This is a genomic window from Cryptosporangium japonicum, assembly GCF_039524755.1.
Classification (GTDB): Bacteria; Actinomycetota; Actinomycetes; order Mycobacteriales; family Cryptosporangiaceae; genus Cryptosporangium; species Cryptosporangium japonicum.
The window spans coordinates 344,758-371,723 of record NZ_BAAAGX010000018.1 but is presented as its reverse complement, the minus strand read 5'-3'; the positions used below and the strand labels follow the sequence as shown (position 1 = coordinate 371,723).

At 72.2% G+C, this 26,966-nt stretch carries 23 protein-coding genes; 10 read left to right on the top strand and 13 right to left on the bottom strand.

The annotated features are described in order from the left end of the window. Positions 1-33: 33 nt before the first annotated feature. Positions 34-456 (top strand): hypothetical protein, encoded by a 423-nt coding sequence (locus ABD437_RS24975; protein ID WP_344651340.1) that lies wholly within the window; start codon positions 34-36, stop codon positions 454-456. Between the two features lie 84 nt (positions 457-540). Here ABD437_RS24975 and ABD437_RS24970 read toward each other — a convergent pair whose 3' ends face one another. The 10 genes from ABD437_RS24970 to ABD437_RS24925 all read right to left on the bottom strand — a co-directional run bounded on the left by ABD437_RS24970 (position 541) and on the right by ABD437_RS24925 (position 8,980). Beyond that, the gene (locus ABD437_RS24970) at positions 541-1,452 is read right to left on the bottom strand and encodes a Ppx/GppA phosphatase family protein (protein WP_344651380.1); all 912 of its coding nucleotides are present in this window, start codon (positions 1,450-1,452) and stop codon (positions 541-543) included. Beyond that, complete coding sequence (locus ABD437_RS24965) at positions 1,449-1,940, bottom strand: DUF501 domain-containing protein (protein WP_344651339.1); 492 nt, start codon at positions 1,938-1,940, stop codon at positions 1,449-1,451. Before ABD437_RS24965 ends, ABD437_RS24970 begins: the two co-directional genes overlap by 4 nt. Then, on the bottom strand, positions 1,937-2,656 hold the full coding sequence (locus ABD437_RS24960) for an FtsB family cell division protein (protein ID WP_344651338.1): 720 nt from the start codon (positions 2,654-2,656) through the stop codon (positions 1,937-1,939). The genes ABD437_RS24965 and ABD437_RS24960 overlap by 4 nt, the downstream gene beginning before the upstream one ends. Continuing rightward, on the bottom strand, positions 2,656-3,939 hold the full coding sequence (gene eno / locus ABD437_RS24955; RefSeq protein WP_344651337.1) for a phosphopyruvate hydratase: 1,284 nt from the start codon (positions 3,937-3,939) through the stop codon (positions 2,656-2,658). The genes ABD437_RS24960 and eno overlap by 1 nt, the downstream gene beginning before the upstream one ends. Before the next feature lie 112 nt (positions 3,940-4,051). After that, positions 4,052-5,647, bottom strand: coding sequence for a DUF885 domain-containing protein (locus ABD437_RS24950; protein WP_344651336.1), 1,596 nt, complete (start codon positions 5,645-5,647; stop codon positions 4,052-4,054). 38 nt (positions 5,648-5,685) lie between these two features. Next, a complete protein-coding gene (locus tag ABD437_RS24945; RefSeq protein WP_344651335.1) occupies positions 5,686-5,982 on the bottom strand; it encodes a hypothetical protein in 297 nt (98 codons plus the stop codon). Positions 5,983-6,036: 54 nt separating this feature from the next. Beyond that, on the bottom strand, positions 6,037-6,354 hold the full coding sequence (locus ABD437_RS24940) for a hypothetical protein (protein ID WP_344651334.1): 318 nt from the start codon (positions 6,352-6,354) through the stop codon (positions 6,037-6,039). Continuing rightward, complete coding sequence (locus ABD437_RS24935) at positions 6,341-6,556, bottom strand: hypothetical protein (RefSeq protein ID WP_344651333.1); 216 nt, start codon at positions 6,554-6,556, stop codon at positions 6,341-6,343. Before ABD437_RS24935 ends, ABD437_RS24940 begins: the two co-directional genes overlap by 14 nt. A gap of 139 nt (positions 6,557-6,695) precedes the next feature. Then, complete coding sequence (locus ABD437_RS24930; RefSeq protein WP_035848720.1) at positions 6,696-7,379, bottom strand: response regulator transcription factor; 684 nt, start codon at positions 7,377-7,379, stop codon at positions 6,696-6,698. Further along, the gene (locus ABD437_RS24925) at positions 7,376-8,980 is read right to left on the bottom strand and encodes a sensor histidine kinase (RefSeq protein ID WP_344651332.1); all 1,605 of its coding nucleotides are present in this window, start codon (positions 8,978-8,980) and stop codon (positions 7,376-7,378) included. Before ABD437_RS24925 ends, ABD437_RS24930 begins: the two co-directional genes overlap by 4 nt. A 133-nt stretch (positions 8,981-9,113) precedes the next feature. Here ABD437_RS24925 and ABD437_RS24920 point away from each other — a divergent pair, with 133 nt between their 5' ends. After that, positions 9,114-10,946: a PAS domain-containing protein gene (locus tag ABD437_RS24920; protein WP_344651331.1), complete on the top strand. Its 1,833-nt coding sequence runs from the start codon at positions 9,114-9,116 to the stop codon at positions 10,944-10,946. Positions 10,947-11,035: 89 nt separating this feature from the next. After that, positions 11,036-12,031, top strand: a complete 996-nt coding sequence (locus ABD437_RS24915) for a matrixin family metalloprotease (RefSeq protein WP_344651330.1) — start codon at positions 11,036-11,038, stop codon at positions 12,029-12,031. A 259-nt stretch (positions 12,032-12,290) separates the two neighbouring features. On the opposite strand, the gene ABD437_RS24910 is transcribed toward ABD437_RS24915, so the two are convergent. Next, positions 12,291-13,307, bottom strand: coding sequence for a nucleoside triphosphate pyrophosphohydrolase (locus ABD437_RS24910; protein WP_344651329.1), 1,017 nt, complete (start codon positions 13,305-13,307; stop codon positions 12,291-12,293). 5 nt (positions 13,308-13,312) lie between these two features. Further along, entirely contained in the window at positions 13,313-13,897 is a 585-nt protein-coding gene (locus ABD437_RS24905) for a SurA N-terminal domain-containing protein (protein WP_344651328.1), read from the bottom strand. Positions 13,898-14,063: 166 nt separating this feature from the next. On the opposite strand from ABD437_RS24905, the gene ABD437_RS24900 reads away from it, so the two are divergent. Beyond that, positions 14,064-16,478 (top strand): protein kinase domain-containing protein, encoded by a 2,415-nt coding sequence (locus ABD437_RS24900; RefSeq protein ID WP_344651327.1) that lies wholly within the window; start codon positions 14,064-14,066, stop codon positions 16,476-16,478. On the opposite strand, the gene ABD437_RS24895 is transcribed toward ABD437_RS24900, so the two are convergent. Beyond that, entirely contained in the window at positions 16,455-17,255 is an 801-nt protein-coding gene (locus tag ABD437_RS24895) for a serine/threonine-protein kinase (RefSeq protein WP_344651326.1), read from the bottom strand. The genes ABD437_RS24900 and ABD437_RS24895 overlap by 24 nt on opposite strands. A gap of 124 nt (positions 17,256-17,379) precedes the next feature. On the opposite strand from ABD437_RS24895, the gene ABD437_RS24890 reads away from it, so the two are divergent. The 6 genes from ABD437_RS24890 to ABD437_RS24865 all read left to right on the top strand — a co-directional run bounded on the left by ABD437_RS24890 (position 17,380) and on the right by ABD437_RS24865 (position 26,861). Next, a complete protein-coding gene (locus ABD437_RS24890; RefSeq protein WP_344651325.1) occupies positions 17,380-19,371 on the top strand; it encodes a cation:proton antiporter domain-containing protein in 1,992 nt (663 codons plus the stop codon). 17 nt (positions 19,372-19,388) lie between these two features. Then, a complete protein-coding gene (locus ABD437_RS24885; protein WP_344651324.1) occupies positions 19,389-21,326 on the top strand; it encodes a hypothetical protein in 1,938 nt (645 codons plus the stop codon). Between the two features lie 79 nt (positions 21,327-21,405). Continuing rightward, positions 21,406-22,314 (top strand): hypothetical protein, encoded by a 909-nt coding sequence (locus ABD437_RS24880; protein ID WP_344651323.1) that lies wholly within the window; start codon positions 21,406-21,408, stop codon positions 22,312-22,314. Between the two features lie 124 nt (positions 22,315-22,438). After that, positions 22,439-24,142, top strand: a complete 1,704-nt coding sequence (locus ABD437_RS24875) for a hypothetical protein (protein ID WP_425558224.1) — start codon at positions 22,439-22,441, stop codon at positions 24,140-24,142. Positions 24,143-24,174: 32 nt separating this feature from the next. Then, positions 24,175-24,618: a hypothetical protein gene (locus ABD437_RS24870; RefSeq protein WP_344651322.1), complete on the top strand. Its 444-nt coding sequence runs from the start codon at positions 24,175-24,177 to the stop codon at positions 24,616-24,618. Further along, positions 24,615-26,861 carry an FHA domain-containing protein gene (locus ABD437_RS24865; RefSeq protein ID WP_344651321.1) on the top strand — a complete coding sequence of 749 codons (2,247 nt, stop codon included), beginning with the start codon at positions 24,615-24,617 and terminating at the stop codon, positions 26,859-26,861. The genes ABD437_RS24870 and ABD437_RS24865 overlap by 4 nt, the downstream gene beginning before the upstream one ends. Positions 26,862-26,966: the final 105 nt, after the last annotated feature.

Genomic DNA, 26,966 nt, shown 5'->3' with positions numbered 1-26,966 from the left:
CGGCCCCTGGAGGCGACCGGATAACGTGCGCGCATGAGCACACTGCTGGCCGAACTGCTCGCCGCCCCGGGGCTGTACCGCGGGCGCGGCGACGGCGCCGAGTCCGGGCCGTTCCTGGCCCGACTGGTGGTGACGCCGGTGGTGTCGGCTCGCGGAGTGGTCATCGACTACGAGGCCACGTCGGACCGCCGCGGCCTGCACCACGTCGAACATTCCGTGCTGACGACGAGCGAGGACGGCCGGCAGGCACTGCACGTGTGCTGCACGGAGCTGCCGGGCGTGGTGACGTTCAACGAGAGCAAGCCGGGGATCTTCACCGCGTACGACGGGGGCCTCACCGCACGCATCGTGATCACCGCGCCGCAGCCCGGTTCGCTCACCTACTCCTGGTGGTGGACCCGCGACGAGGGCGAACCGAAAGAACAGTTCCGAGCCGACGTCCGTCGCACCGGCTAGCGGTCCCGTTCAGGCGCGCCCGGGCGCGCCAGATCGGGACCGGTCCCCGTGTGGCGCGCCCTCGCCCGCCCGAACGGGACCGCTTCAGTCGGCCAGCGACCAGGCGATGCCGTCCAAGATGTCGTGTTCGCTGGCCACCACGGACTCAGCGCCGACCTCGTCCATGAGCACGCGCAGCACCAGCGCGCCCGCACCGATCACGTCCACCCGGCCCGGGTGCATGACCGGGTAGGCCGCGCGCTCTTCGCGGGTCTGGGCCAGCAACCGCTCGGTGACCTCGGCGACCTGATCGCGGGTGATCCGGGCGTGATGGATCTTCCCCGGGTCGTAGGCGTCGAGGCCCAACGCCAGCGCGGTCACCGTCGTCACCGACCCGGCCAGCCCGACCAGCGTCCGGGCCTTCTCCACCGGCACGGCCGCGCGCGCGAGGTCGACCGCCGACACGATGTCGCGCTCGGTGGCTGCGGTCTCGGCCGGGGTGGGCGGGTCGCCGTGGAGGTGGCGCTCGGTGAGCCGCACACAACCGATGTCGACGGACCGAGCCGCGTCCACCCCTGCGGTGCCGAGCACGAATTCGGTGGAACCCCCGCCGATGTCCACGACGAGATACGGCGGCTCGCCACCGCTGAGCCCACGCACCGCACCGGAGAACGACAGCCGCGCCTCTTCGTCGCCGGAGATGACCTCGGGCGCCGTGCCCAAAGTCGACTGCACCATCGCGCGGAAATCGTCGGCATTGGACGCGTCGCGGCTCGCGCTGGTGGCGACCATGCGCACCCGCTCGGCGCCGAGCTCACGGATCTGCGCGGCATAGCCGGCCAGCGCTACCCGGGTGCGCTCGATCGCTTCCGGAGCCAGCCGGCCCGTCTGGTCCACGCCCTGCCCGAGCCGCACGATCGTCATCTCGCGTACGACGTCGACCAGAGCGTTCTCGGAGAGGTCAGCCACCAGGAGACGGATCGAGTTCGTCCCGCAGTCGATCGCGGCGACCCTCATCGTTCGCGGCACGGGTTGCGCTCCCACCACTGGCCGACCGCTTCGATCGCCTCGTCGCCGAACGGGTTGACGCCCGGCCCGGCGGCCAGCGCGTGGCCGGCCAGCGCGTGCAGGCACTTCACGCGGGTGGGCATGCCACCGGCGGTCACCCCGTCGATCTCCGGCACCTCGCCGAGCTCACGGCGCCGCGCCAAGTAGTCCTCGTGTGCGGCGACGTAGTGCTCGGCCAGCTCGGGATCGGACTCGAGCCGCGCGGACATGTCACGCATCAGCCCACCGGATTCCTCGGTGGACAACAGCCCGGCCAGGCGCGGGCAGGTCAGGTAGAACGTCGTCGGGAACGGCGTGCCGTCGGGCAGCCGCGGCGCGGTCTCGACGACGTCCGGCGCGCCGCACGGGCAGCGGTGCGCGACACCGATCGCGCCGCGCGGGACACGTCCCAGCTGAGCCGCCACCGTCTCGTGATCGGCTTCCGACAGACCGGTCACTCTTGATCGGCCGCCTCGACGCTGTCCCAGAGCCGCCCGTACCAGGAGCGCGGGTCGTTGACCGGCGAACCGGACGGCTCGGTGGAGCTGGAGCTTCCGCTGCTGCGTGACGGGTCCTGCACGACGTACCGCTTCTCCCCTGGTTCGGTCAGTTGCAGACGCGACCGGGCCTGACCCTTGACGTACTCGGGGTCGTTCCAGGCGTCCAGCTCCGAGCGTAGCGCCGCGATCCGCTCGTTCTGGCGGGCCTGCGCGCGCTCGGCCTCGGCGATCTGCGACCGCTGGGCGAGGTACTGCTGCACCGGGTAGGCGAGCGTGAGCACGAGCACCGCGAACAGGATCGCGAGCACGGCCGCGCGACCGGTGAACCGGCCTTCGCCGCGCCGGACGAAGCGGCGCCCGTCGAGCGCGGCGGTCGCGGAAGCGGCAGTGCGGCGGACGCCGGGGCGGCGCCCTTCGCGGCTACCGGCGCCCGGGCTGCGTCCCGCGCCCCGGCGCTGGGCCGGGAGGGACGAGACCGGGTAGTCACGCTGCTTGCCCGGCACCCGGCCGGTGACGCGCCCGCCGTGCGGGGTGGTGCCCCGCTGGGTGGGCTTCGGCGCCGCGGACCGGGAGGACCGCGCCGCACTCCTGGCCGCCGACGACGTCGACGGGCGGCGGTTACCACCGGCCCGGGACGGACGCTGGCCGCTGGGAGTACGGCGCGGACCGGCCATCAGGAGGCCGGGGTGTACCGGGGGAAGGCGGTCGCGCCGGCGTAGGTCGCCGCGTCGTCCAGCTCCTCCTCGATGCGGAGCAGCTGGTTGTACTTGGCGATGCGCTCGGAGCGGGCCGGGGCACCGGTCTTGATCTGACCGGCGTCGGTGGCCACCGCGAGGTCGGCGATCGTGGTGTCCTCGGTCTCACCGGAGCGGTGGCTCAGCATGCACTTGAAGCCGGCCCGGTGGGCGAGCGAGACCGCGTCGAACGTTTCGGTGAGCGTGCCGATCTGGTTGACCTTCACCAGGAGGGCGTTACCGGCCTTCTCGGCGATGCCGCGGGCCAGCCGCTCCGGGTTGGTGACGTACAGGTCGTCGCCGACGAGCTGGACCCGCTGGCCCAGACCGGCGGTGAGCGCCTTCCATCCGTCCCAGTCGTCCTCGGACAGGCCGTCCTCGATCGAGACGATCGGGTAGTTGTTGACGAGCTCGGTGTAGTAGTCGGCGAGCTCGGCGCTCGTCTTCTTGGCCCCCTCGAACTCGTACGCGCCGTCCTGGTAGAACTCGGTCGCGGCGACGTCGAGCGCGAGCACGATGTCGGTGCCCAGCGTGTAACCGGCCTTGTCGATCGCGGTGGCGATCAGGTCGAGCGCGGCCCGGTTGCTGGACAGGCTCGGCGCGAAGCCGCCCTCGTCACCGAGGCCGGTGGCCAGCCCCTGCGACTTCAGGACGCTCTTCAGCGCGTGGTAGGTCTCGGCACCCCAGCGCAGCGCCTCCTTGAAGGAGCCGGCGCCGATCGGCGCGATCATGAACTCCTGGATGTCGACGTTCGAGTCGGCGTGGGCGCCACCGTTGAGGATGTTCAGCATCGGCACCGGCAGCGTGTGCGCGTTCGGGCCACCGAGGTAGCGGAACAGCGGCAGCTGCGCCGAGTCGGCGGCGGCCTTCGCGACGGCGAGCGAGACGCCGAGAATCGCGTTGGCGCCGAGGCGGCCCTTGTTGTCGGTGCCGTCCAGGTCGATCATCGCCTGGTCGATCAGCCGCTGCTCGGCGGCGTCGTACCCGAGCAGCTCGGGGCCGATCTCGTCGTCGACGGCCTGGACGGCCTTCTCGACACCCTTGCCCAGGTATCGCGTGCCGCCGTCGCGCAGTTCGACGGCCTCGTAGGCGCCGGTGGATGCGCCGCTCGGGACGGCCGCGCGGGCGACGGTGTCGTCGTCGAGGATGACCTCGACCTCGACGGTCGGGTTACCGCGCGAGTCGAGAATTTCACGGGCGGCGACGGCCTCGATCGTGGCCACGTGCATCGCTCCTCAGGTCGGGGCGTTCGGCGTTCGGGCGGTGGCCCGCGCTCTTCCCTCGCAGCGTAGTCGCGGCCCGTAACCGACACGCGCACTGGTGCCCTAGAACGGTTCAGACGTCGAGGAGCGTCTTCAGGTGACGCGGGGACGGAGAGCCGTGGGCCAGCATCCGATCGTGCCAGGCTTTCACTCCGACGTCCGACGGGCGCGCCGCGGCGATCGCGCTCACCTCGGTGTAACCGACGAAGTACGTGGAGAGCTGACCCGAGGTGAGCAGCGCTCGCCGCCACTTACCGGCCGCTTCGCGCTCCTCCTGGAAACCCTTGTCGACCATGAGCGCCATGGCCTCGTCCTCGGAGAGGTCCTCCGCGTGCACGAGCTGGTCGAGCAGCGCGTTGATCGTCATGCGGAGCTGCATCTTGAGCTGTTGCATCCGCACCTGCGGGCCGCCGAAGCCGGCGTCGACCATCATCTCCTCGGCGTAGACCGCCCAGCCCTCGACGAACGAGCCCGACATGCACAGCGCCCTGGCGCGGGTGCTCGCCCGGAACCGCCGGGCGTGCGAGAGCTGCAGGAAGTGGCCGGGCACGGCCTCGTGCACGGTCAGGTTACGCAGCATGTGGTCGTTGTACTCGCGGTAGAACGAGTCGCGGCGGTCGTCGGACCAGTCGGCCGGGGTCGGGGCGATCGCGTAGAACGTCGGCAGCGGCGCGGTCTCCAGCGGGCCGGGCGCGTCGCAGTAGGCGATCGCCACGCCCCGCGCGAACTCCGGCATCTCGATGACGCGGCACTCGTCGTCGGTGAGCGACACCAGGTCGTGGTCCCGGACGAAGTCGAGAGTCGAACGGAGGCCGTCCTGGGCGCGGCCGAGCACGGTCGTGTCGTCCGGGCGGTCGGCGGCAAGCGCGTCGAGGGCAGCGCGCACGTCGTCGGTACCGGTCAGTTCCTTCGCCGCTTCGCGGATCTTTTCGCCGACGTCGGTCAAGCGCTCCTCGGCGGCGGCGAGCAACGCGCCCGCGGTGAGTTCGGAGTCGAGCTCGTGCCAGAGCTTGGCCTCCCAGCGGCGGCGGCCGAGGCGGGGGTCGCCGACCGCGGTCTCCAGCTGGTCGGTGAGCCAGGCGCGGTGCCGGTCGAGCGCGGCCAGCGCGGCGGTGCGCGGTGCCGTGACGTCGAGGCCGGGCACCTGGGCGGCGAGGCGGGGCACACCGTCGGTGATCAGCGCGGCGGTGCCGTCGAGCTGGCCGAGCGCGGTCTCGACGTGGACACGCGGGCAGTCCCGCAGGACGTTCTCGGCCGTGGCCAGCGCGTCCGGGATCGTGCGGAGCCGGTCGACCAGGGCTTCCAGACGTTCGGCCGGCGGGGCGAACTCGCGGGTGATCAGCCCGTCGAGCAGCGCGCCCGGGTTGTGCACGAGCGGGTTCCACTCGTGTTCGCGCAGCTCGGTGAGGGCGAACAGCCGCTCGTCGACGGCGGACGCGAGCTGCTGCACGTCGACGGCGTCCTCGGGGCCGAGGTCGTCGGGGTCGATCTCGACGAGCGCGTCGGCGTCCTCGCGGAGGCGCCGCACCCGTTCGGCGACCGCGTCGGCCGAGTAGTCGGGGAGCTCGTGATCGGTGCGGTGGTCGCCGACGTAGTACGCCGTGACCGGGTCGCCCCCGAGCAGATCGTCGACGACGGCCTCCGCCGTCTTGCGGAACTCACGCGTCATGACGCGCAACCCTATGCCGCCGCTCGCGCACGCGCCGACTAACCGTCCCCCTCCGGTCCGAAGTCGCGCAGAGCTTCGGCGGCCACATCGGGGAATCGCCGAATTGCCGCGCGTAGCTGGCGCCGTTGGAAGTCGGCCCTGGACGCCTCGACGACGTCCTGCCAGCCGTCTGACGCCTCGACTAGCTTCTCGACCACCAGAAACTCGATGACATCCTCGACGGTGGGCCGGAAACGCCGTCCGCCGACCGGAAAGTGCAGCTTCGGGAGGTCACGCTTGCGCCCCAGGAGCGCGGTGTACTCCAGGAGGTCCGCCGACTGACCGTCGACCTGCAAGTGAGCCTCGGGATATCCGTCCGCCTTGCCGCGCTCGTAGTCGACATGGAAGAGCTACCGACCACCACCAGCGTCCCGAGCCACCGCGCAGACAGACGACTGGACCATGAGGTAGCGGCCCTCGTGGTCCAGGCTGAGTCGCCCGGAGATGAGCATGTGCAGTGGCGGCACTCCCGGGCGGTGCCGTAAAGGGAAGTAGTTCCGCGACAGCAGGCTGCGGTCCGACAGGCGGTTTCCGACGAACACCACACCCGGAACAGGACTGGCCTTCGCGGTGATCTTGACCGGATGCTTGGCGATCGTGCGGTTGAGCACGTCGGTCAGGAGATCGGCGAAGCCTCCGGCTAACTTCTTGAGGTCAGGCGACGGCATCGTCCCGGATCATCTGCCATGCCATGAAGGCCAGTGGATCGGGGAAGTCCCTGGTCGCCGCCCACCCACGTAGCTCTTCACGGGTGTAACCCAGCTCGTGCAGAGTGTGCTCGACGGCCTCGAGGTACTCGCGCTCGTCGAGCATCACGACCGTCGGACCCTCGTCGGGTACTTCAATGGCGTTGCTCTGGTGCACGGGCATGAGCACCTCCCCTCACCACTTCGACGATAACCGCTACGTGTGACTAAACAACAGAGAGCGATCAAGCGCATCCCCTTGGTGATCGATGCACACCAAACCGAGGTCAAAAGCCTGACTCGTACCTACGAGCCTATCAGGATCAGGCCGGGGGGCGGTAGCGGTAGCCGACTCCTCTCACGGACTCGATGGGGCTGTCGGACGGGTCGGACCAGCCGAGGCGGCGGCGTAGGCGCAGCACGGCGAACTTGACGCGTTCGGCGCCGATGCCGGTCGGGTCGTCCCACACCTGCGACAGCAGCTGCGACGGCGAGAGCACCGCGCCCTTGTGTCGCGCCAGCGTGTTCAGCAGCCGGAACTCGATCGGCGTCAGGTGCACCGACTCCCCGTCCACGGTCACCGACCGGCGGACCGGGTCCAACTGCAGCCGGCCGTCGTCGTAGATCTCCTCGGACCAGTCCGGCGCCGACGAGCGACGCAGCAGCGCGGTCACCCGGGCCAGCAGCTCGCCGTTGGTGAACGGCTTGGTCAGGTAGTCGTCCGCCCCACCGTGCAGGCCGCGCACCTTGTCGCGCTCCTGCCCGTGCGCGGTCAGCAGCAGCACCGGGACATCGGAGATGTCACGCACCCGCTCGAGCACCTGCCAGCCGTCCATGATCGGCAGCCCGATGTCCAGCACGACCAGGTCGGGCCGGACCTTGTGCACCAGCCGCAGGCCCTCCCGCCCGTCCTGGGCGTGCTCGACGTTGTGTCCGGCCCGCTCGAACAACAGCTTGAGCCCGAGTGCAATATCCGGATTGTCCTCGACAACCAGTAGTTTGCTCACCGGTCCCCCTCCCGGTCACCGACCCGGCGTTGCGGCAACCAAACGGTCACCGTCGTCCCCCTGCCGAGCTCGCTCGTGATCTCCATCAACCCACCGTGGCGCTCAACGATCGCCTTGCTGATCACCAGGCCGAGGCCGGTGCCGGGATGGCTGTGCTTCTCCACGTTGGATGCGCGATGGAACGCCTCGAAGATCCGGTCCAGATCCTCGGACGGAATACCGATGCCACTGTCGGTCACCGACAGCCGCCAGCCGTCGGCCGCGGGATGGCACCGCACGGTCACCTGTCCACCGGCGGGCGTGAACTTCAACGCGTTGCCGATCAGGTTCCCGAGCACCTGGTTGACTCGGAGTTCGTCGCAGGACATCACCGTGTCGCCGGACACTTCGGCCTTCAGCGTGACGTCGGCGGCCTGCGCGATCGGAGCGCGTTCGGCGACGGCCGAACGCACGAGGTCGGGAAGGATGACGCGGCTGGGCACGAACTGCAGCGTCCGCGCCTCCAGCCGGGAGAGCAGGAGCAGGTCCTCGATCAGCCGCAGGAGCCGGTCGGCGTTGCGCTGGATCACCTCGATGAACTGACGCTGCTCGTCGTCGAGTTCACCCCAGTCGGGCTGGGCCAGCAGGTTGCTGAACGTGACCACCGAGGTCAGTGGGCTGCGTAGTTCGTGGGAGACGCTCGCGACGAACTCGTTCTTCGCCGCGACCAGGGCCGAGAGCGCCTCGTTGCGCTCCTCGAGGCTGCGTTGGGTGTTGGCCCGCGCGGTGACGTCCCAGGCGTGCAGCAGCGCGCCGCCGCCGGCCCCGACCGGCACGACGTCGATCTCCACCACCCGGCCGCCGACGAGCATCAGGTCGGTGTCGAGCGCGGTCCACGGCTCGGCGAGGAGCCGGTCGAGCCGGTCGGCGACCCGGTCGGGCGCACGCATCGCACCGGCCATCCGTCGGAGCAGCGCTCGCGCGTCGGTGCCGTGGTAGCGCTGCGGCGGGCCCGGCACGTCGAAGAGCTCGATCAGCGCGCGGTTGGTCACCGCGACCCGCCCGCCGCCGTCGACCAGGAGGATTCCGACGGCGAGCGTCTCGATCAGCCGTTCCAGGCCGTCGTGCGTCTCGGTGAGCGCCCGCTCGGCGTCGCGCGCCCGGCCCACTTCGACGCCGTAGTAGACGACACCGCCGACGTCGGGATCGTGGACGCGGCCGCGGACCGTCGTGGCCAGCTCGAGCCAGGAACCCTGCGCGGTCCGTACCCGCACCGGGATCGACCGGTCCGGCTCCCGGCCGTCGCGGGCGGCCCGGAACGCTTCGAGCACGCTCCGGCGGTCGGCCGGGTGGACGAGCGAGAGGAGCCGCGTGCGGGCCGGCAGGTCCGCCGAGTGGCCCAACCCGCGGGTGAACGTGTCGCCGAGCGCGGTCCAGGAGCCGTCGGGGTAGACGATCGCCACCGCGGCGCGCGCGGCTTCGACGACCGCCCGGAACAGTTCCGGGCGTTCCGAGCCGCGGACGAGCCGCGGTTCCGGGCGCGCCGAAGGGGCGGCTGCTCGAGCCGCCCCGACTGTCACGGCACTACCGGCCGCGACGCCCCCGTCCGTGACCTCGGCCACGCCCCTCCTCAGCCGGCGGGCGATCAACCGCCGCACGCGACACGAAACTCACTTATCACTAGTTTTGCGTATCTTTCTCATAGTAGAGACTATCTGCACAGATTGACACACGTAACGCCCGAGAGGAGTGCGGATGGAACCGGCGACGCCGGTGCCGACGATCCCTCTCGCCGCGGTCACGGTCGACGCCGACGGCCGCGTCCTGACGTTCCCCCGCAGTGCCGAGCTGCTGCTGGGGCACGTGCGGGCGGACGTACTCGGCCGGACGCTGGGTGAGCTGATCGTGCCGACGCGCCTGCGTAACGGCGCCGCCGACCCGCTCCGCCCGCTCTACGACGCGTGCGCGGGCCCGGACGGGGAGGGCCACCGCGAGCTGCCGGCCCGGCACGCCGACGGCAGCGAGATCCCCGCCGACCTCCTGGTGACGCCGCTGGCCGGCGGGGGCTACACGGTGGTGGTCGCCGCGCTGGCGCCGCGGGCCGACGTGCGCCGCCAGTCGGAGTGGTTCCACCGTGCGCTCGTCGGGCGGTCACCGGTCGTCATGCTGGTGTTCGACCCCGACGGCCGGTGGCGCTGGTCGTCCCCGTCCGCGGTCCGGCTCCTCGGTCCGGGCGCGCCGACCTCGGAAGCGGCCGCGTCGCTCGTGCACCCGGAGGACTTCACCACGATCCAGGCGCTGTTCGCCGCCGCGGTGGACGCGCCGTTGCCCGGCGGTGGCCGGCTGACCGACACCGAGCCGGAGACCGTCGAGGTGCGGTTGCGCGGCCCGAGCGGCACCGACTGGCGCTGCTACGCGCTGACCATTCAGAACCTCGCCGACGAACCCGCCGTCGAGGGCATCGTCGTCTACGCGATCGACGTCACCCGCGCGGTCGACGCCGAGCGCCGCGAACAGTTGCACAGCGCACGTATCGACACGCTCATCGAGTCGCTCCGGGTCGGGATCCTGGTCGAGGACTCCGACCGGCGCGCCGTGATGGCCAACGCCGCGCTCCCCACGGTCATCGGCTCGTCGGTACCGGCCGGGCAGCTGATCGGCGAGCACACCGCCGAGCTGCTCCCACCGGCCGAGCTCTTCGCCGACCCGGCGGCGCTGCGCGAGGAGACCCTCCGGTTCCTGGAGCAGGGCCGGCCCGCCAGCGGGGTCGAGTTCACGCTCACCAACGGCCGGGTGATCGCCCGCGACTACGCCCCCATCCACGTCGAGGGCTCGGTCGCCGGGCACCTCTGGGTCGTCCGCGACGTCACCGATCAGGCGACGATCCGGCGCGGCCTGGAGGAACGCAACCGGGCGCTGGCCGAGGTGGCCACGCTCAAGACCGAGTTCGTCTCGGCCGCGTCCCACGAGCTACGCACGCCGCTGACGTCGATCGCCACGTTCAGCCAGATGCTGGCCGAGGAGCCGGACTCCCCCGGCGACCAGCGTCAGATCGCGCTCGAGGCGATCGCCCGCAACGCCAACCGGACCCTGCGCATCGTCGACGACCTCCTCACGCTCGCCGGCCTGGAGGGCGGCACGCTGCCGCTGACCCTGCGCGGCGTGCACCTGCCCGACGTCGTCGGTGAGGCGGTGGAGGCGTTCGCCGAGCGCTCCGAGGTCACCGTCGAGGTGACCGGCAACTCCACCGGCCCGATGCTGCGCGTCGACCCGGCCCGTTTCCGGCAGGCCGTCGAGGCGCTGCTGACGATCGTCGCCACGGCGCACGCCGGCACCCGGATCGACGTCCGGGTGACGTTCGCGGCCGCGCACTGGACCGTGCGGGTGGGCGCCCCGGCGGCGCTCGCGGCCGGCGACCACCTGTTCACCACCGGCGACCGGGGCGCGGGCAACGCGCTCTCGTTCCTGATCGCCAGGGCGATCGTGTCCCGTCACGGCGGTCAGCTGGCGACACCGCGCGGCGGCCAGACCGACGCCTTCGCGATCAGCCTCCCGGTCCGCCCGAACCTGCCGGAGGCCGACGCCTGAGGTTGCAGCGCCGGTGACGCGGATCCGCGCTCCCGATCGGAAACTTTTCCGCACCGTCCGGCGCACTGGAGGCTCCCGACGTAGAGGGCATGCGTAACCTGCTGACTCTCCGGTCCTCCGCCCCGACGATCTCGATCGCCGCGCTGGTCGCTACCGCCGCGGTCACCGCAGGCATTGCCACCGCCCCCGCCGCCCTCACCGCCACCGCCCCGGCCGGCCCGAAGCTCGTCGCCGCCGACACCGAGACCGACCTCGCGACCGTCGCCGCCGACGGCGACACCATCCGCTACCAGGGCCTCACGGTCCGCGTCCCGGCGGCGGGCGAAGGCGTCCAGGCCGCCGCGCAGAGCACGTCCGGCGACATCTCGATCACCGTCAGCCGCGCCACCGACGGTTCGGTCGTCGTCAAGACCGAGGCCCACGGCGAGGGCGAGTCCCACGACGAGGAGCACGGCGAGGCGCAGGCCGTCAACGCCACCGCGATCCGCCCCGCCGCCGCCAAGACCTGCAAGGACGCCGCCTACGCGCTGTCGGGCTGGAAGCTCGGAAGCTTCAAGTGGTACTACAACCCGGCCGGCGCGCCGGCGTCGGTCCGCAGCTCCGCGGTCGCCGCGATCGCCGCCGGCACCACCGGCCTGACCAAGGCCTGCGGCCAGAAGAGCCTGAAGCTGGTGCCCTCCTACGGCGGTTCGACCTCGGCCGGCGTCCAGGTGGGCGCGGCCGGCAACTGCACCGGCAACGACGGCCGCAACGTCATCGGCTGGCGCGCCGGCACCGGCAAGTGGCTCGGGATGACCTGCACCTACTTCAAGACCATCAAGGGCAAGAAGACGGTCACCGGCACCGACACCGCGCTCAACACCCAGTACAAGTTCTTCACCGCGACGAAGAACTGCAGCAACGCCTACGACCTGCAGTCGGTCGTCCTGCACGAGCGGGGCCACTCGCTGGGCCTCAACCACGTCAGCCAGGCGGCGCACGCCAGCGCGGTCATGACCCCGGCGCTCTCGGCCTGCTCGGTCGGCAAGCGCACGCTGGGCCTCGGCGACTACAAGGGCCTCGCGGCGATGTACGGCACGCGCTGATAGCAACTCGTATGCACCCCGGGAGCACCCTCCGTGCTCCCGGGGTTGCTCATTGTTAGAGGTGTCAGCGCCCCGGGTGCCTCCCAGCAACGCCGGTCCGCCAACCGGCCGGGGCCGCTGACGACCCCGGGCAGCGTCGCCCGGGCCCACGCGCCGTCCCCCGCGTCATCGTCGCCGCGGCTCCGGGACGCGAACCACCGAGAATCGGCCGTTCACGAACAGGAGCGGCAGGCCGCGGTGGTACGGCTGGGGTCGGTCCTCAGGAGGGGGTTGACCGGCCCCGGCCAGCGCGTTCTTCCTCCTGGACCGCGTCGGCGAAACGACGGGCCGCAGCGCGCAGCGCCGCTTCGGCGTCCAGCCCCGCTTCGTCGCCCGCGGCGACCAGCGCGAACAACAGGTCGCCCAGGGCGTCGTCATCAGCCGGAGCGGTAACCGACGGCGGGAGCGCCGGTGGCGACACGGTCACCCCCGCGCGCCGGGCCCGCGACAGGTACTTCGCGGCCAGCGACAGCGCCGGCTGGGACTGCGCCACCCCGTCCAGCGCCGAGTCGCGCTTCTTCTCCGCCTTCTTTATCGCTTCCCAGTTCGAGTGGACCTCGTCGGCACCGGACACCGAGCGGTCGGCGAACACGTGCGGATGCCTGCGGACGAGTTTCGCCACCAGGTCACCGGCGACGTCGTCGATGTCGAAGCCGTCCTCGGCGTTCTCCGACGCCACCCGGGCGTGGAACGCGACCTGGAGCAGCACGTCGCCGAGTTCCTCGCGCAGCGCCTCGAGATCACCGTCGAGCAGCGCGTCGTAGGCCTCGTACGCCTCTTCGAGCAGGTACGGGCGGAGCGACTCGTGGGTCTGCTCGGCGTCCCACGGGCAGCCGCCCGGTGAGCGCAGCCGGTCCATCACCGACGCGACGTCGAGCAGCCGCGCCCCGGGCGGATCCCACGACCCGTAGAGCACCTCGACCTGGTAGTCGAGGGCCGGGTCGGCCGCCAGCCGCTCGGCGAGCACGCCGGGAAGCGGGTCGTTCGCACCGGCCAGCCACACCGAGGCACCGTTCTGCGCGGCGTTCTCCGCGGCGCGACGGAGGGCGGTGAGCGCGGTCCCCGGATCGTCGCCGATCTCGGTGACGACGACGCCGGCCGCGCGGACCGCGTCGGAGAGCGGGGACGGACCGGCGGCGAACACCGGGTGCGAGCGCACCGCGTCCCACCCGTCCGCGGTCAGCAGCCCGGCCGGCAACCGCGGCGAGGTGACCAGGACGACGAGGCGAGCGACCACGTCGGCTACGACGCGTCCGGCGACGCGGGCTTCACCGCGGAGTCGGAGCTACCGAGCTGCGGCACCTTCTCGAGGTCGAACTTCCCGTACCGCGGGTTCACGGTGACCGGATTGTCGCCTTCGGCCGCGCGCACGACGTCCGAGTACTTCTTCTCGGCCGCCGCCTGCGAGGCGCTGCCCGACGAGGCCCACTGGCTCAGCTTGAGCCGGTGCGCCTGGAACTCGGCCATCTGGTCGAGCGGCAGCAACGCCAGGTCACCGGTGATCATCTGGCGCTGCGGCTCGATCTGGGCCTTGACCTGGGCGACCTCGCCGGCGGTGACCGGCACGCCCGCGTCGTCGGCCGCCTCGCGCAGCAGCTTGATGAAGACCAGCATGCTCACCAGCCGCGGCTTCACCTCGGCGCGGTTCTGCGCGACCAGTTCCGACGACAGCGGATCCGTGGCCGCTTTGTCGAAGTAACTGTCGATCTGGTCGACGGTGATCTGGTCGCTGCCCACATAGGCCGCGACGGTGGGGTCGGACTGGCACGAGGACAGCCCGATCAGCAGAAGGGGGACGGCAGCGACGGCCAGCAGACGACGGAACACCACACGCTCTCAACGCTCAGCGCGCGGACGGAGCGATTACCGTCCGTGCTCTTGGGTCAGGGCGGAACGTCGGCCACTGTACGGGTATCCCCCCAGAACCTCACGCAAGGCCTACGGGTTACGGGTGTGTTCGCCGAGACGAGCCATCACGTGACAACCTTGAGGCGTGCTCAGCCCAGGATCCCGTCTCGCGACCTACGAGGTGCGCAAGCGCCTCGCGGTCGGTGGCATGGGAGAGGTGTACCTGTGCCGGCACCGGCTGCTCGATCGTGACGACGCGGTCAAGGTGCTCCGCCCCCACCTGGTCGCCGACCAGGCTTTCCGGCGGCGCTTCCTCCGGGAAGCGCTGTCCGCGGCGCGGCTGCGCCACCCCCACATCGTGACGGTGTACACCGCCGACGAGGTCGACAACCAGCTCTACCTGGCGATGGAGTACATCCCCGGCGCTGACCTCGCGGCCATCCTCGACCACGAGCAGGTGCTCGAGCCGCGCCGCGCCGTCCGCCTGCTCGACCAGGTCGCCGACGCGCTGGACGCCGCCCACCGCCTCCAGATGACCCACCGGGACGTCAAGCCGAGCAACGTCCTGGTCGAGCGTCCCGGCTCCCCCGACCTGCAGCCGGGCGGCCCGCACGGCGGCCCGGAACACGCGTACCTGGTGGACTTCGGGCTGAGCAAGAGCGCCCAGCAGATGGACCAGGACATCACGATGACCGGCCAGGTCCTCGGCACGGTGGCCTACATCGCCCCGGAGCAGTTGCAGGGCGCGACCACCGACGGGCGCACCGACCAGTACTCGCTCGGCTGCATGACGTTCGAGATCCTCACCGGTCAGCTGCCGTTCGCGCGTGACAACCAGGTCGCGACGATCACCGCGCACCTCACCACGCCTCCCCCGCCGCTCACCGCGCTCCAGCCCGACCTGCCGACGGCCGTCGACCGGGTCGTGGCCCGCGCGATGGCCAAGTCGCCCGAGGAGCGGTTCGCCACCTGCAAGGAGTTCGTCGACGCGCTGCGTTCGGCGGTCGAGACCGGCGAGACCACTGTGGTGCAGAAGCCACCGCCGCGGCTCGACCGGCGCACCCCGAGCGGTGCCGAGGCACGCCAGGAACAAGCCTGGGCGAACCCGGCTAACCAGGGCGCGGCGGTCGTCGCGGACTCGCTCGGCGACCAGGCGCCGCTGCGCATCGCCGCGCGGCGTCCGGTCGACCGCACGCCGCCGCCACCGCCGTCGGGCCCGGTCGCGGCGGCCGAGACGCCGCCGGTCGCCGAGCCCGAGGCACCGGCCGTCCCCGGCGACCCCGCCGCGCCGCCCGGCTTCACGCTGCCCGACGACACCCCGTTCGGGCTGCCGCCGCTGCACGACCTGCCGCCGGAGCGGGGCGGCGCAAACCCGTACACCCGGCCGGGCGCGCCGCCGTCCGGCATCGTCGGCCGCACGCCGGCGCCGTCCTCCGGCGTGCCGCTGTCCGGCCCGGCGCCCACATCCGGCGGTGGTTACCGCTCCTACCCGGCCGGCGCTCCGCTGCCCTCGGGCCCGACCCCGGCCGGACGCGTGCCGGACAGCCGGCTGTACCTGGCGGTGATCGGCGGCCCCGACGCCGGCCGGCTGGTGCCGCTGCCCGACGGCGAGCGCAAGGTGCCGATCGGGCGGGTGACGCTCGGCTTCACCGTCAGCGGGTGGACCGTGCAGGTGGCGGGCGAGACCGATTCGCAGGTCAACGGCGAACCGCTGCACGGTGTGCGGCAGTTGACACCCGGTGACCTGCTCACGGCGGGGACGGCGCTGATGGAGGTGCGCTCGGCCCGGCACCTCGCCCGGCTGGCCCCCAACTCACCGCCGCCCGACCCGGTGACGCTCGACCGGGTCGCGCGTGACCGGCTCGCCGGCGCGGTGCGCGGCCCGCAGCACCCGCAGGCGCTGGTCACCCGCATCGGCTGGCTGGCCCGGCGTCCTCCGGTGCCGATCGCGGTGCCGGTGGGCAACGCGGGTGGCATCGCGATCCGCGGCCCGCTGCCGGCCGCCGTTCCGCTGGCGCGGTGGCTGATCACCCAGGCCGCGGTGCTGCACGACGCCCGTGACCTGTGCATCGCGGTCGCGGCGGGGGCCACCGACGACGAGCGGTGGGCGTGGGTGCAGTCGCTGCCGCACGCGCGCCCGGCGACACCGCCGCTGACCGGCCCGCACGTGGCGCCGACCCGCGACGGCGCGCTGGATCTGACCAGCCGGCTGCGTCAGCTGGTGGAGGTGCGGCGGGCCGCCGCGGCCGACCCGCGGGCACGGCAGCTGCTGTCGTTGCCGCGCGTGCTGGCGGTGCTCGACGACCGCCTCGGCGGGCCGGACGCCGAGTTCGTCACCGCGGTCGGCGGCAACCTGGGCGTGCACGTCGTGCGCCTGCTGCCGCCGGAGGCGCGGCCCCCGGCGAGCTGCCGGCTCTGCATCGACCTCGACCCCAGTGGACAGACGCTCACGGTGTGGGTGGCCGGCCGCAACGGCGCCCAGAAGGGCGTCCCCGACGGCGTGAGCGCGCAGTACGCCCACGAGATCTCCGATTTGCTAGGCGGTAACGAGGGCCTCTAGCCGTTCCGCGAAGGCGAGGGCGGTGGCGGGGCGTTCGGTGCGGTCGGGCGCGATCGTCCAGGACACGATCTCGGCGAGCGAGTCGTCGAGGCCGGGATCGATCGACGGCGGCGACGAGAGCACCTTGCGCAGCGCGAGCACCGGGTCGTGGTCGGGCAGTTCGCCGTGCAGGCCCTGCTGCGTCAGCGCGTAGTGCAGCGTCACGCCGAGCGAGTACACGTCGCTGGCGCGCGACGGCGGCTCGCCGTGCAGCACGTCCGGGTCGACGAACTCGATCGAACCGAGCGAGCCCATGCCGGTCAGCGTCATGCCCGGCGCCAGCACCTGGGAGAGCCCCAGGTCGGACAGCTTGCCGCCCTCCGAGTGCAGCAGCACGTTGCCGGGCTTGATGTCCCGGTGGACGATGCCGGCCTCGTGCAGCGCGTGGGCGGCCCGGGCGGCGTGCGCGACGGCACGCAGCGTGGCCGACTCGTCGAGCAGGTACGCGGGCTCGGCGAGCGACCCGTCGGGCAGGTACTCCATCGAGTAGTAGAAGACCCCGCCCTGCTGACCGGCGTCGTACAGCGTCACGAGGTATTCCGACCGCACCGCGGCGAAGGCCGACAGCTCGCGGGTGGCGCGCCGGAACACCTCCTGGGTGGTGGAGCCGGACAACACCTTCACCGCCACCAGCTCCGCCTCGACCGGCAGCCGGGCCGGCCGCTTGGCGAGGAAGAACTCGCCGTGGTTGCCGTCGCCCAGTGACCGGACGAACTCGTAGTCGGCGATGCCCTCCACGTGCCTCTCCTTCAGAGTCTGCTTCCCGACGGACTCGGAACACGGCCCCTCGGCGATGTGAAACTACCGGCCGGAGCCCGGTCACAAGGTCGGCTACCGGACACGGAATAAGGAGCTTCCCGCGGTGACTGCGCACGATGTCGGCTTGCTGATGCTCGATCTGGCACTGATTCTCGTGCTCGCACGGGTCGGTGGCTGGTTGGCCCAGAAGGTCGGCCAGCCCCCGGTCGTGGGCGAAATCATCGCCGGGATCGCGCTCGGCCCGACGATCATCGGGCCGCACCTGTCGACGTTACTCGTCCCCACCGACATTCGGATCCCGCTCTCCGCTCTGGCCAACGTGGGACTCGTGCTGTTCATGTTCATCGTCGGCTACGAGCTCGACATGCTGCTCATCCGCGGCAAGGAGCGGATCGCGGTCAGCGTGTCGGTGGGCTCGATCATCCTGCCGTGCGCGCTCGGCGTCACGCTGGCGTACTGGCTGGCGACGCGTCACGACGTCGCCGGCGACGACCGGCTGCCGTTCGTATTGTTCATCGGCGCCGCGATGTCGATCACCGCGTTCCCGGTGCTGGCCCGCATCCTCACCGACCGCGGCATGCACCGCACCCGCCTCGGCGGTCTGGCGCTGGCGAGCGCGGCGGTCGACGACGTGATCGCGTGGTCACTGCTCGCCGTCGTCGTGACCGTGGCCGGTTCCTCGGCGGAGGCCCAGTGGCACGTGCTGCTGACGCTGCCCTACGTCGCTCTGATGTTCTTCGTCGTGCGTCCGTTCCTGCGCCGGCTGCTGCCGCTGCACACCAAGGCCGGCCGGCTGACGCCCACCCTGCTGGCCGTCGTCCTGGTGGGACTGTTCGTGTCGGCCTACGCCGCCGAGTGGCTCGGCGTGCACGTGATCTTCGGCGCGTTCCTGTTCGGCGCGGTGATGCCGCGGGAGGGCGGCGAAGCGCTCCGCCAGGACATCATGGAGAAGCTCGAGCAGGTCAGCGTGCTGTTGCTGCTGCCGGTCTTCTTCTTCACCTCCGGCATCAAGGTCGACCTGCGCAACCTCGGGCTCGACGGGCTGGTCGAGCTGGCTCTCATCCTGCTGGTGGCCATCGGCGGCAAGTTCGTCGGCGCCTACCTCGGCGCCAAGCTGCAGCGTGTCCCCGACCGGCAGGCGTTCGCGCTGGCCACGCTGATGAACACGCGCGGGCTGACCGAGATCGTGATCCTCACCGTCGGGCTGCAGCTGGGCATCCTCAACCAGGACCTGTTCTCGCTGATGGTCGTGATGGCGATCGTGACGACCGTGATGGCGGGCCCGCTGCTCACCCGGTTCTACCCGAAGCGGCGGATCGAGCGCGACATCGCCGAGGCCGAGCGGCTGTCGCTGGGCGAGGCACCGGCGACGCGGGTGTTCGTCGTGGTCGACGAGCCGTCGACCCAGGGCGACGACGTGGAGGTGGCCGGTGCGCTGGTCGGGGCCCGGCGCCCGGCCGAGGTCGTGCTCTCCCGGATGCTGCCGTACCGGGCACCGGCGCTGGAGGTCGGCACCGGGCTCTCCGGTGAGCTGCTGGAGATGACCCGCTCGCTGGCGGAGCTCGAGGAGCTGGCCGCGCGGGTCCGGCGGGACGACCTGCCCGCTCCGGTGCTCAGCCGCTTCTCGCACGACGTCGAGCACGAGCTCGGGCTGCAGATCGAGGCGTCCGAGCCGGACGTCGTCGTGGTGCGTGCCGGTGCCCACGCGTTGACCGAACGGGTCCGCGGGCAGCTGGTCACCGTCGGGACGCTGCCGTCGGAGCCGTCGGCGGTGGCGGTGCGCTGGAGCGCGGACGCCGACGGCAGCGCCGCGCTGCGGTCCGCGGCACTGCTCGCGGCCTCCCGCGGGCTGCCGCTGGTGATCGACGACGGCGAGCGCTCCGGCCGGCGGGCGACCGCGTCGGCGGCCGACCTGGCGCGACGAGGGCTGGTCGCCTCGGCCGGCCCGGCACCGGCGGACGCGCTGGTGATCGTCGGCGGAGCCGGGCTGATCGACGGTGCGCACGTGGCCGTGCGCGCGGCCCGCGACACCGACGTCGTCGAGGTCAGCGACTGGGCCGCCGACCTCCCGGCCCCCTCGCCCGCGCTGACCTAGGCTCTATCGTTCGAGGTATGGCGGATACGAACGAGTCCCCTCCGGACGGTGGTACGCGGGCGCCGCTGGGTGCGCTGCTCCGGCCGGGTGAACGGCTCGGCTGGGTCTTCCGTGACCGGCACCTGTTCCGCCGCCCGTTCGGGCCGCCGCCGCCGACGATGGGCGAGGTGCCGGCCGACGTGCTGGCCTCCGCCCGCGCCGCCAACCCGCATCTCGTCCGGAACATCGCGATCGCCCTGCCGGCGGCGCTGATCGTCAGCTTCGTCATGGTGTGTGGCCTGAGCCTGCTGGTCTTCCGGGGCGAGGGCGGCGGCTGGGGCTTCCTGGTGATGATCGTGCTCGTGCTCGCGGTGTTCGGCGTCGCGGGAGGGCTGGTCTGGTGGGGCGCGCACAACGCCGGCGCGGCCGCCCGCCGGCCGAACGCCGTCGCGGCCGAGCAGCGCGCCCGCTACGACCGCGAGCTGGCCGACTGGCACACCCGCAAAGCCCAGTTCGACGTCGCCGAGCAGCAACGGGCCGAGCAGCTGCCGGAGTGGGCGCCGGTCGTGCCGCCCCCGCACACGCGCCGCATCGACGTGGTCGGCGGCACGCTCTGGGGCTGGGAGGGGCTGCTCACCGTCTTCGGGTCGTCGACGCTGGCCAGCGGCGGGCGGCTCACCGTGCTCGACCTGACCGGCGAGGGCGTCTGCCGTGAGCTGGCCGAGGTCGCCGCCGACGCCGATCTGAGCACCGACGTCCAACTGTTCCCCGACGACCTGGCCACCGCCGACATCCTGTCCGGACTGGACCAGCGCCAGTTCGTCGACGTGCTGGTCGAGGCCGTGCACGGCGGCGACGGCGAGGGCGGCAGCGACCGGTACGGGCGCGCGGCCGACGACCGGGTGCTCGGCGCGATCTGCGCGGCGCTGGCGCCCGGCGGCCTGAGCGTCGCCCGGGTGCTGGCGGCGCTGCGCGTGCTGCTGGGCGAGCCGGCCGGCACCGACGGGCTCGCGGACACCGAACGCCGGACGATCGCCGACGAGCTGTTCTCGCCCGACTACCGCCGTGAGGTCGGGCCGCGGCTGCGCCAGCTCGAATCGCTGCTGCACCCGCTGGCACCGCTGGGCAGCGACGCCCAACCCCGTCCGGACGCGCAGCTGAGCTGTATCGCGACGCTGAGCACGGGCAGCACCGCGCGCGACGAGGTGCTCGGTGACCTCGTCGTGCAGCGGCTCACCCGGGGGGTGGCCACGGGCGGGCCGTCCACCGGGCCGCGCACGATCGTGGTGGTGGGTGCCGACGACATCGCCCGGCGGCACCTCGAGCGGCTCTCGGACGTCTGCGAGCGGCGTGGAGTCCGGCTGGTGTACCTGTTCCGGCACCTGCGTGGCACGTCGTTGCAGGTGCTCGGCGCGGGTGCGGTCGGGGTGATGCGGCTGGGCAACCACCAGGAGGCCGCCGAGGCCGCGGAGTTCATCGGGCGCCAGCACCGGTTCGTGCTCACGCAGCTCACCCACCAGCTGGGTGGCGCGGAGACGCACAGCACGGCCGAGTCGGAGAGCAGGTCGACGAGCAGCGTGCGGAACCTGTCGCTGCGCCGGCCGTGGCAGTCGATCTCCGGGATGGTCGGGAGCAGTTCGCGGTCGTGGCGGAGCACGGCCGGGCACGCCGAGGGCACGAACTGGAACAACAGCGAGACGTACCAGCGCGCCACCGAGTACACGGTGGAGCCGCGGACGCTCCAGGGGCTGCCCGACTACGCGATGCTGCTGGTCACCGCGGGCCAGCACGGGCCCACCGTGACCGCGGTCGAGTGCAATCCCGACATCGTGTCGCTGCCCCGGGTGAGCGTGGATCCGCTGCCCCCGGCCACGCAGCCGGCGGCGCTTCCCCGGCCCGACACGGCGCGTCCGGGGACGCCGGTGCCGCCGCCGTCCGGGCCGACGGGGTGGTCGCAGCAGCCGCCGGGGCGGTGAGCCTGGGGACAACGGTCGGGGCGAAGTTCGGCCTGTGGACGACGGGCCCCGCGGCCGCGCTCGGCCGCACGCTGGGGGCATGGCACGCACACCGCACCGCCCGGCCGAGCTCGTCGGGCAGATCTTCCGGGGTTCCGACGTCGTCCGCCGTGGGCTGCTCACGCGCTCCCAGCTCAACGGAGCGGCCTGGCGGCGGGTGCTCCGTGACGTCTACGTGGATGCCGAGCTCCCCGACTCGCACCGGCTCCGCTGCGAGGCCGTCGGCCTGATCCTGCCCGCCGGAGCCGCGCTGACCGGTCGCTCCGCCGCGTGCGTCGAGGGCCTGCCGATCGGCGAACCCGAGGATCCGGTGTCGGTGATCGTGCCGCCGCCCAACCGGCTGCAGATGCGCGGTGTCCGCGCCCGCCACGCCGCCCTCCCGGCCACGGAGATCCGACGGCATCCGACGTCCGATCCGCCGAACGGGCCGCCCGGCCCCGGGCTGCCGGTGACCGTGCCGGTCCGGACGGCCTGGGAGCTGGCTCGGGAGCCCGACGTCCCGGCCGCCGTGGCCGGGCTCGATCTGCTGCTCGGCCACGGCTACGTCACCGAGTCGGAGCTCCGGTCGCTGGTGGAGGCCCGGCCCCGCACCCGCACCGCGGCCACCCTCCGGCTGGCCGATGGCCGCGCCGGAGCGCCGGAGGAGAGCGTGCTGCGCGTCAAGGTGGTCCGGGCGGGCTTCCCGCACCCGGTGCCGCACCATCCGATCCGGGTGCACGACCACCGCACCTCCGTGGACCTCGGCTGGCCGGCCCTCCGCGTCGGCGCCAACTTCTACCGCGACAGCGAGCACTACCGCGGCGACCAGTCGCGCCGCAGCGCGCTGGCCGACGCGCGTTGGACCGTGATCCTCGCCGGTCGCGACGAGCTCCACGACCCCGATCGTTTCGCGAAATTCTGCGGATTCCTCGACGATGCGCTGCGGCGACGACGCGACGAGACACTGTGACGCGGGCCGTGAGTCGCATACGCGTCAGAGGTCGCGGGCTCTCGTCGGCTGTCCCCTAGCCTCACCCGTGCGCGGCGGGAGGACTCCGTCGCGGAAACGTCGCTGCAAAGAGATGGTGAGGGACATGAGCAGTCCGTACCCCGGCCGGACGCCGAACCAAGCCGGTGGTGTCAGCCCTGGGTATGCGGGTGCTCCTCCCGCTGACGCACAGCGCCGCCTGCCCCCGACGTCGGTGATCCCGGCGGCGCCGGCGTACCCGGCTCCCGGGCCGCAGACCGCGGTGCCCCAGCAGCAGAGCTACCCGGCCGCTCCCGGCGCCGGCGGCGACCTGACGCCCGAGCTGCTCGACACCAGCGTGTGGTCCGATCAGATGATCGCCGCGGCCGGCATCCCGATCGTCGACATACCGTTCGTCACCATCGGTGGCGGTATCGGGTCGTTCGTCACGGTGGACTACCTGCGTATCGCGGGCGTCCCGACGCAGAACATCCGGATCCTGTCCAACATCGACACTCCCTGGCAGACCTACGAGTACCTCACCCGGGTCTCGCAGATCCCCCGCTCCGAGCGCATCCGGTCCGACTCCGCGTCGCGCCCCGACAACATCTGGGGCTTCCCGTCGTACGCGATGGAAGAGACGATCAAGGACAAGTCGCTCAAAGCGGCCTGGCAAGTGCTCGTCGAGCCGATGTTCGCCGACTTCTACACCCCGCGCGCCGGCATGGTCTTCGAGAACCTGGAGCGGGAGGCCAAGCGCATCCGCTGGTGGGAGATGCTCGTCAAGGGCCAGGTGCGGATGGTGCGCCGCCGCCACGGTGGCGGGTACTTCACGATCCTGACGCCGCCCGACGGCGCCGCCCCGACGAAGCGGGTCGCGTACCGCTCGCAGTACGTCCACGTGGGCATCGGTTACCCGGGCCTGAAGTTCCTGCCCGAGCTGCAGGAGTTCCGCACCAAGCACCAGGACTTCCACCACGTGGTCAACGCCTACGAGGACCACGAGCACGTCTACACGTTCCTCAAGTCGCGGCCGGGCACCGTGCTGGTCCGCGGCGGCGGCATCGTGGCGTCCCGCGTGCTCCAGCGCCTGATGGACGACCGGGAGAAGTTCGGCCTGCAGACGCAGATCGTCCACCTGTTCCGCACGTACGTGAGCGGTCCGCACGGCAAGAACGCCTGGCTGCGTCGCCAGGGTGGCAACGGGTTCGCCTACCAGGGCTTCAACTACCCGAAGTCGGTCTGGGGCGGCCAGCTCAAGGCGAAGATCCGGAAGCTCGAGGGCGCCGATCGGGCCCAGGCGTACAAGGACATGGGTGGCACCAACACCCCGTGGCGGCGGCGCTGGCAGGCCCAGATGAACGCCGGCCGCGCGGGCAACTGGTACCACACGCTGGAGGGCGTCGCCGAGGACGTGACGATCGGCGCCGACGGCCGCACCGTCAGCCGGGTGAAGTTCGCCAACGGCCAGATCAGCGAGATCCCGGCCGACTTCATCATCGACTGCACCGGGCTCGAGGCCGACATCCGCGAGCACCGCCTGCTGGCCGACCTGATGGACCACAGCAACGTCGGGCGCAACCCGGTGGGCCGGCTCGACGTCGAGCGGTCGTTCGAGCTGAAGGGCACCGCGAACGGTGAGGGCCGGGTGTACGCGTCCGGCTCACCGACGCTCGGCGGGTACTTCCCCGGCGTCGACACGTTCCTCGGCCTGCAGGTGGCCGCGCAGGAGATCGCCGACGACCTGGCCCGGCGGGGTTTCGCCAAGCGCATCGGCCCGGGCCGGTCTGTGAGTCAGTGGCTCAAGTGGGCACGCAACCAACAAATCTGATCTGATCCCCACGTACAGAGACAGGAGTAAAGATGCTGCCCACGTTGTGGGGACGGATCCAGAGCCGGATCGTATTCACGCTGGTCATCGGTGGTTTGGTGGCGCTGTTCCTGACGCCGCTGCTGCCCCTGCAGGTCGGGATCGGTAGCAAGTACCGCATCGCCTACACCGTGCTCGTCACGGTGACGGTGGTCGGGGTGCTGTGGGAGCTGCTCTACCACCTCATCATGCAGTGGCGGTGGGAGAAGGACTGGCCCACGCTCTTCGGGCTCCTCACGTTCGTCAACGAGGGCCTGTTGATCTGGGCGCTGCTGCTCGCCGGGGTCGTCCCGGGTATCGACGGTCTCAGCGGATTGCAGTCACTTTCGTACTGGATTCTCTTCCTCTTCGTCTGGATGGCAGTCTGGATCTTCGCGAACGGCCCGATGCGGGTGTTCTCGATCCACTGGCGGTTCCGGGGTGGGAGGTTCGTGTGACGACAGGTAATACCGACGAGAAACCCGACGACCGCGCGCTCGCGCCGGTCGCCGGCTCGGGTCTGCTCGCCCGCTACGGCGACCTGGTCCTGCTCTACGCGGCGCCGGAGGGCGACGACGAGCGGACGGCCGAGGTGCTGGACGCGATCGCGTCGGCCGCGGGCGGCGACGGACGGCGCCTCGGGCGACGTCTGGCCAGCCTGCTGCTCACCGCGGGCAACCAGGACGACTTCCCGCCGCTCGCCGCGTTCGGGCCGGTCGGCGACGGGGTCGCGGTGATCGTGCACGGCGCGGCCCAGGTGTCGATCGTCACCGACGACGGCGAGATCGTGCTCGACGGCCGGGATGCTCTGACCTGGGTCGACCGGATGATTCCGGCGCCGGCGCGGGTGATCCGCGGTGCGCTCGACACGCTCGGCGGCGACTCGCACGACCCGTGGGCGCGCCTCGACGCCGGTGTGGTGCGTGCGGGTGGGTTCGTGTTCGGGGTTCCGTCCGCGATCGCGGCCGCACCCTCGCCCGCGGGTCCACCGGCCGCGCCGCAGGCTCCGGTCCGCCCGCTCAGCGCCGTGCCGTCCCGCCCCGAGCCGGACGCGCTCCACGCGCCGACCGATTCCCCCGCACCGGCCACGCCACCGGCCGACGCCCACCGCGTCTCACCGCCCGACGCTTTCGCCGGGACACCGGCCGGTGCGCACGGCGGGACCCCGTCCGGCGCCTTCGGCGGTACCCCGGCCCACGCTTCCGGGAGTACACCGTCCGACGGCGTCGGGGGGACGTCCTCCGACGCTTTCGGCGGGACATCGGCCGGTGCGCACGGTGGGTCGTCGCCGTTGACCGATCCTTACCGTGACGACGCGCCGGCACCGGACGACAGCCCGGGGTCGAACCCGTCCGTCGAGGCCACGCGCGAGTCGTTCCGCGCCGAGCCCGCCCCGGACTCGTACCAGCCGGACGCGTTCGGCGGCGAGCAGCGGGCCGTTCCGCCGCCCACCGAGGTGGTCCGGCGGGTTCCCACGTCACCCTCGATCACCTCGGTGCCGTCCGAGGTCGAGGACGACGACGTCCCGCAGAGCACCGAGGCGTACAACCCGTTCGCCGACGACTCGGCCGCGCGCCCGCTGCCGACCGCACCGGTCCAGCTGCCGGCGGCACCGGCCGACGAGGCCGGCCCGCGTGGAGCGGCCTCCGTCCAGCGCGGTGGCCAGGACGCTCCGGCCGCGTTCTCGGCTCCGGCCGCTCCGTCGTTCGACGAGCCATCCCGGGTGCCGACGTTCGACGAGCCGCCACGCGTGCCGACGTTCGACGACCCGGCGTCGTTCGACAGTCCGGTGCCCCCGGTGCCGCCGACCCCGTTCGGCGACTCGGCGCCACCGCCACCGCCGCCGTTCGGCGAGCCGTCTCCCCTGCCCCCGCCGCCACCGGGCGGATACGGCGCCCCGGTCTCCGCGCCACCCGCCGGGTTCGACGGGCCGCCTGCCGGGTTCGACGGGCCGGCACCGGGCGGCCCCGTGCACACCCCCACCGGGCCCTCGCCGGTACTGCCCGACCAGCCCCTGGCGGACCAGGCCGTGCAGCCGTCGTCGGCCCCGCCGGCGGCGAACCAGGGCGGCGGCTACGACCCGGCCGCCCCGTTCGAGGCCGTGCTGCTCATCGGCGACCAGGCGGAGGTGGAGGACCGGACGCAGACGTCCGGGCCGCTGCCCCCGGCCGACGTGCAGCCCCCGCCGGGGCCGGTCCCCGCGGACGGCGCCGAGGAGGCCGACGCCCGCCCGATCGTGCTCGGCATCTACTGCAAGAACGATCACTTCAACGACCCGCGGGTGCCGTACTGCGCGGTCTGCGGCATCTCGATGGCGCAGCTCACGCACGTGTCACGCACCGGCCCCCGGCCTCCGCTGGGGCTGCTCGTGCTCGACGACGGCGCGACGTTCCGGCTCGACACCGACTACGTGGTCGGGCGCGAACCGGAACGTGACGAGGCCGTGCTGCAGGGCCGGGCCCGTGCGCTGCGCATCGACGACCCCAAGGGCGTCGTCTCGCGCATCCACGCCCGGATCGAGCTGGACGGGTGGGACGTGAACGTGGTCGACCTCGCATCGGCGAACGGCACGCACATCGCCCCGCCGAACAGCGAGTCCTGGACGCGCCTGGAGGCCCACCGCAAGGTGACGCTCACCCCCGGCACCCGAGTGGTCTTCGGCCGCCGCGGGTTCCGCTACGAATCACACCGGAACCCTTAGGTGGGCGGCCCGCTCGGAACGACGCCGCCAGGCGAGCGCGAACCCTTGAGTATCAGCTATACGCGGCGGGTTCGCGCTCGACTGGCGGCGTGGCCCTGAGCGGGC

Coding starts and splice junctions, on each gene's coding strand:
- ABD437_RS24975 (WP_344651340.1), top strand. CDS start 34: ATGAGCACACTGCTGGCCGAACTGCTCGCCGCCCCGGGGCTGTACCGC.
- ABD437_RS24970 (WP_344651380.1), bottom strand. CDS start 1,452: ATGAGGGTCGCCGCGATCGACTGCGGGACGAACTCGATCCGTCTCCTG.
- ABD437_RS24960 (WP_344651338.1), bottom strand. CDS start 2,656: ATGGCCGGTCCGCGCCGTACTCCCAGCGGCCAGCGTCCGTCCCGGGCC.
- ABD437_RS24950 (WP_344651336.1), bottom strand. CDS start 5,647: ATGACGCGTGAGTTCCGCAAGACGGCGGAGGCCGTCGTCGACGATCTG.
- ABD437_RS24940 (WP_344651334.1), bottom strand. CDS start 6,354: ATGCCGTCGCCTGACCTCAAGAAGTTAGCCGGAGGCTTCGCCGATCTC.
- ABD437_RS24935 (WP_344651333.1), bottom strand. CDS start 6,556: ATGCCCGTGCACCAGAGCAACGCCATTGAAGTACCCGACGAGGGTCCG.
- ABD437_RS24920 (WP_344651331.1), top strand. CDS start 9,114: ATGGAACCGGCGACGCCGGTGCCGACGATCCCTCTCGCCGCGGTCACG.
- ABD437_RS24915 (WP_344651330.1), top strand. CDS start 11,036: ATGCGTAACCTGCTGACTCTCCGGTCCTCCGCCCCGACGATCTCGATC.
- ABD437_RS24885 (WP_344651324.1), top strand. CDS start 19,389: ATGGCGGATACGAACGAGTCCCCTCCGGACGGTGGTACGCGGGCGCCG.
- ABD437_RS24880 (WP_344651323.1), top strand. CDS start 21,406: ATGGCACGCACACCGCACCGCCCGGCCGAGCTCGTCGGGCAGATCTTC.
- ABD437_RS24875 (WP_425558224.1), top strand. CDS start 22,439: ATGAGCAGTCCGTACCCCGGCCGGACGCCGAACCAAGCCGGTGGTGTC.
- ABD437_RS24870 (WP_344651322.1), top strand. CDS start 24,175: ATGCTGCCCACGTTGTGGGGACGGATCCAGAGCCGGATCGTATTCACG.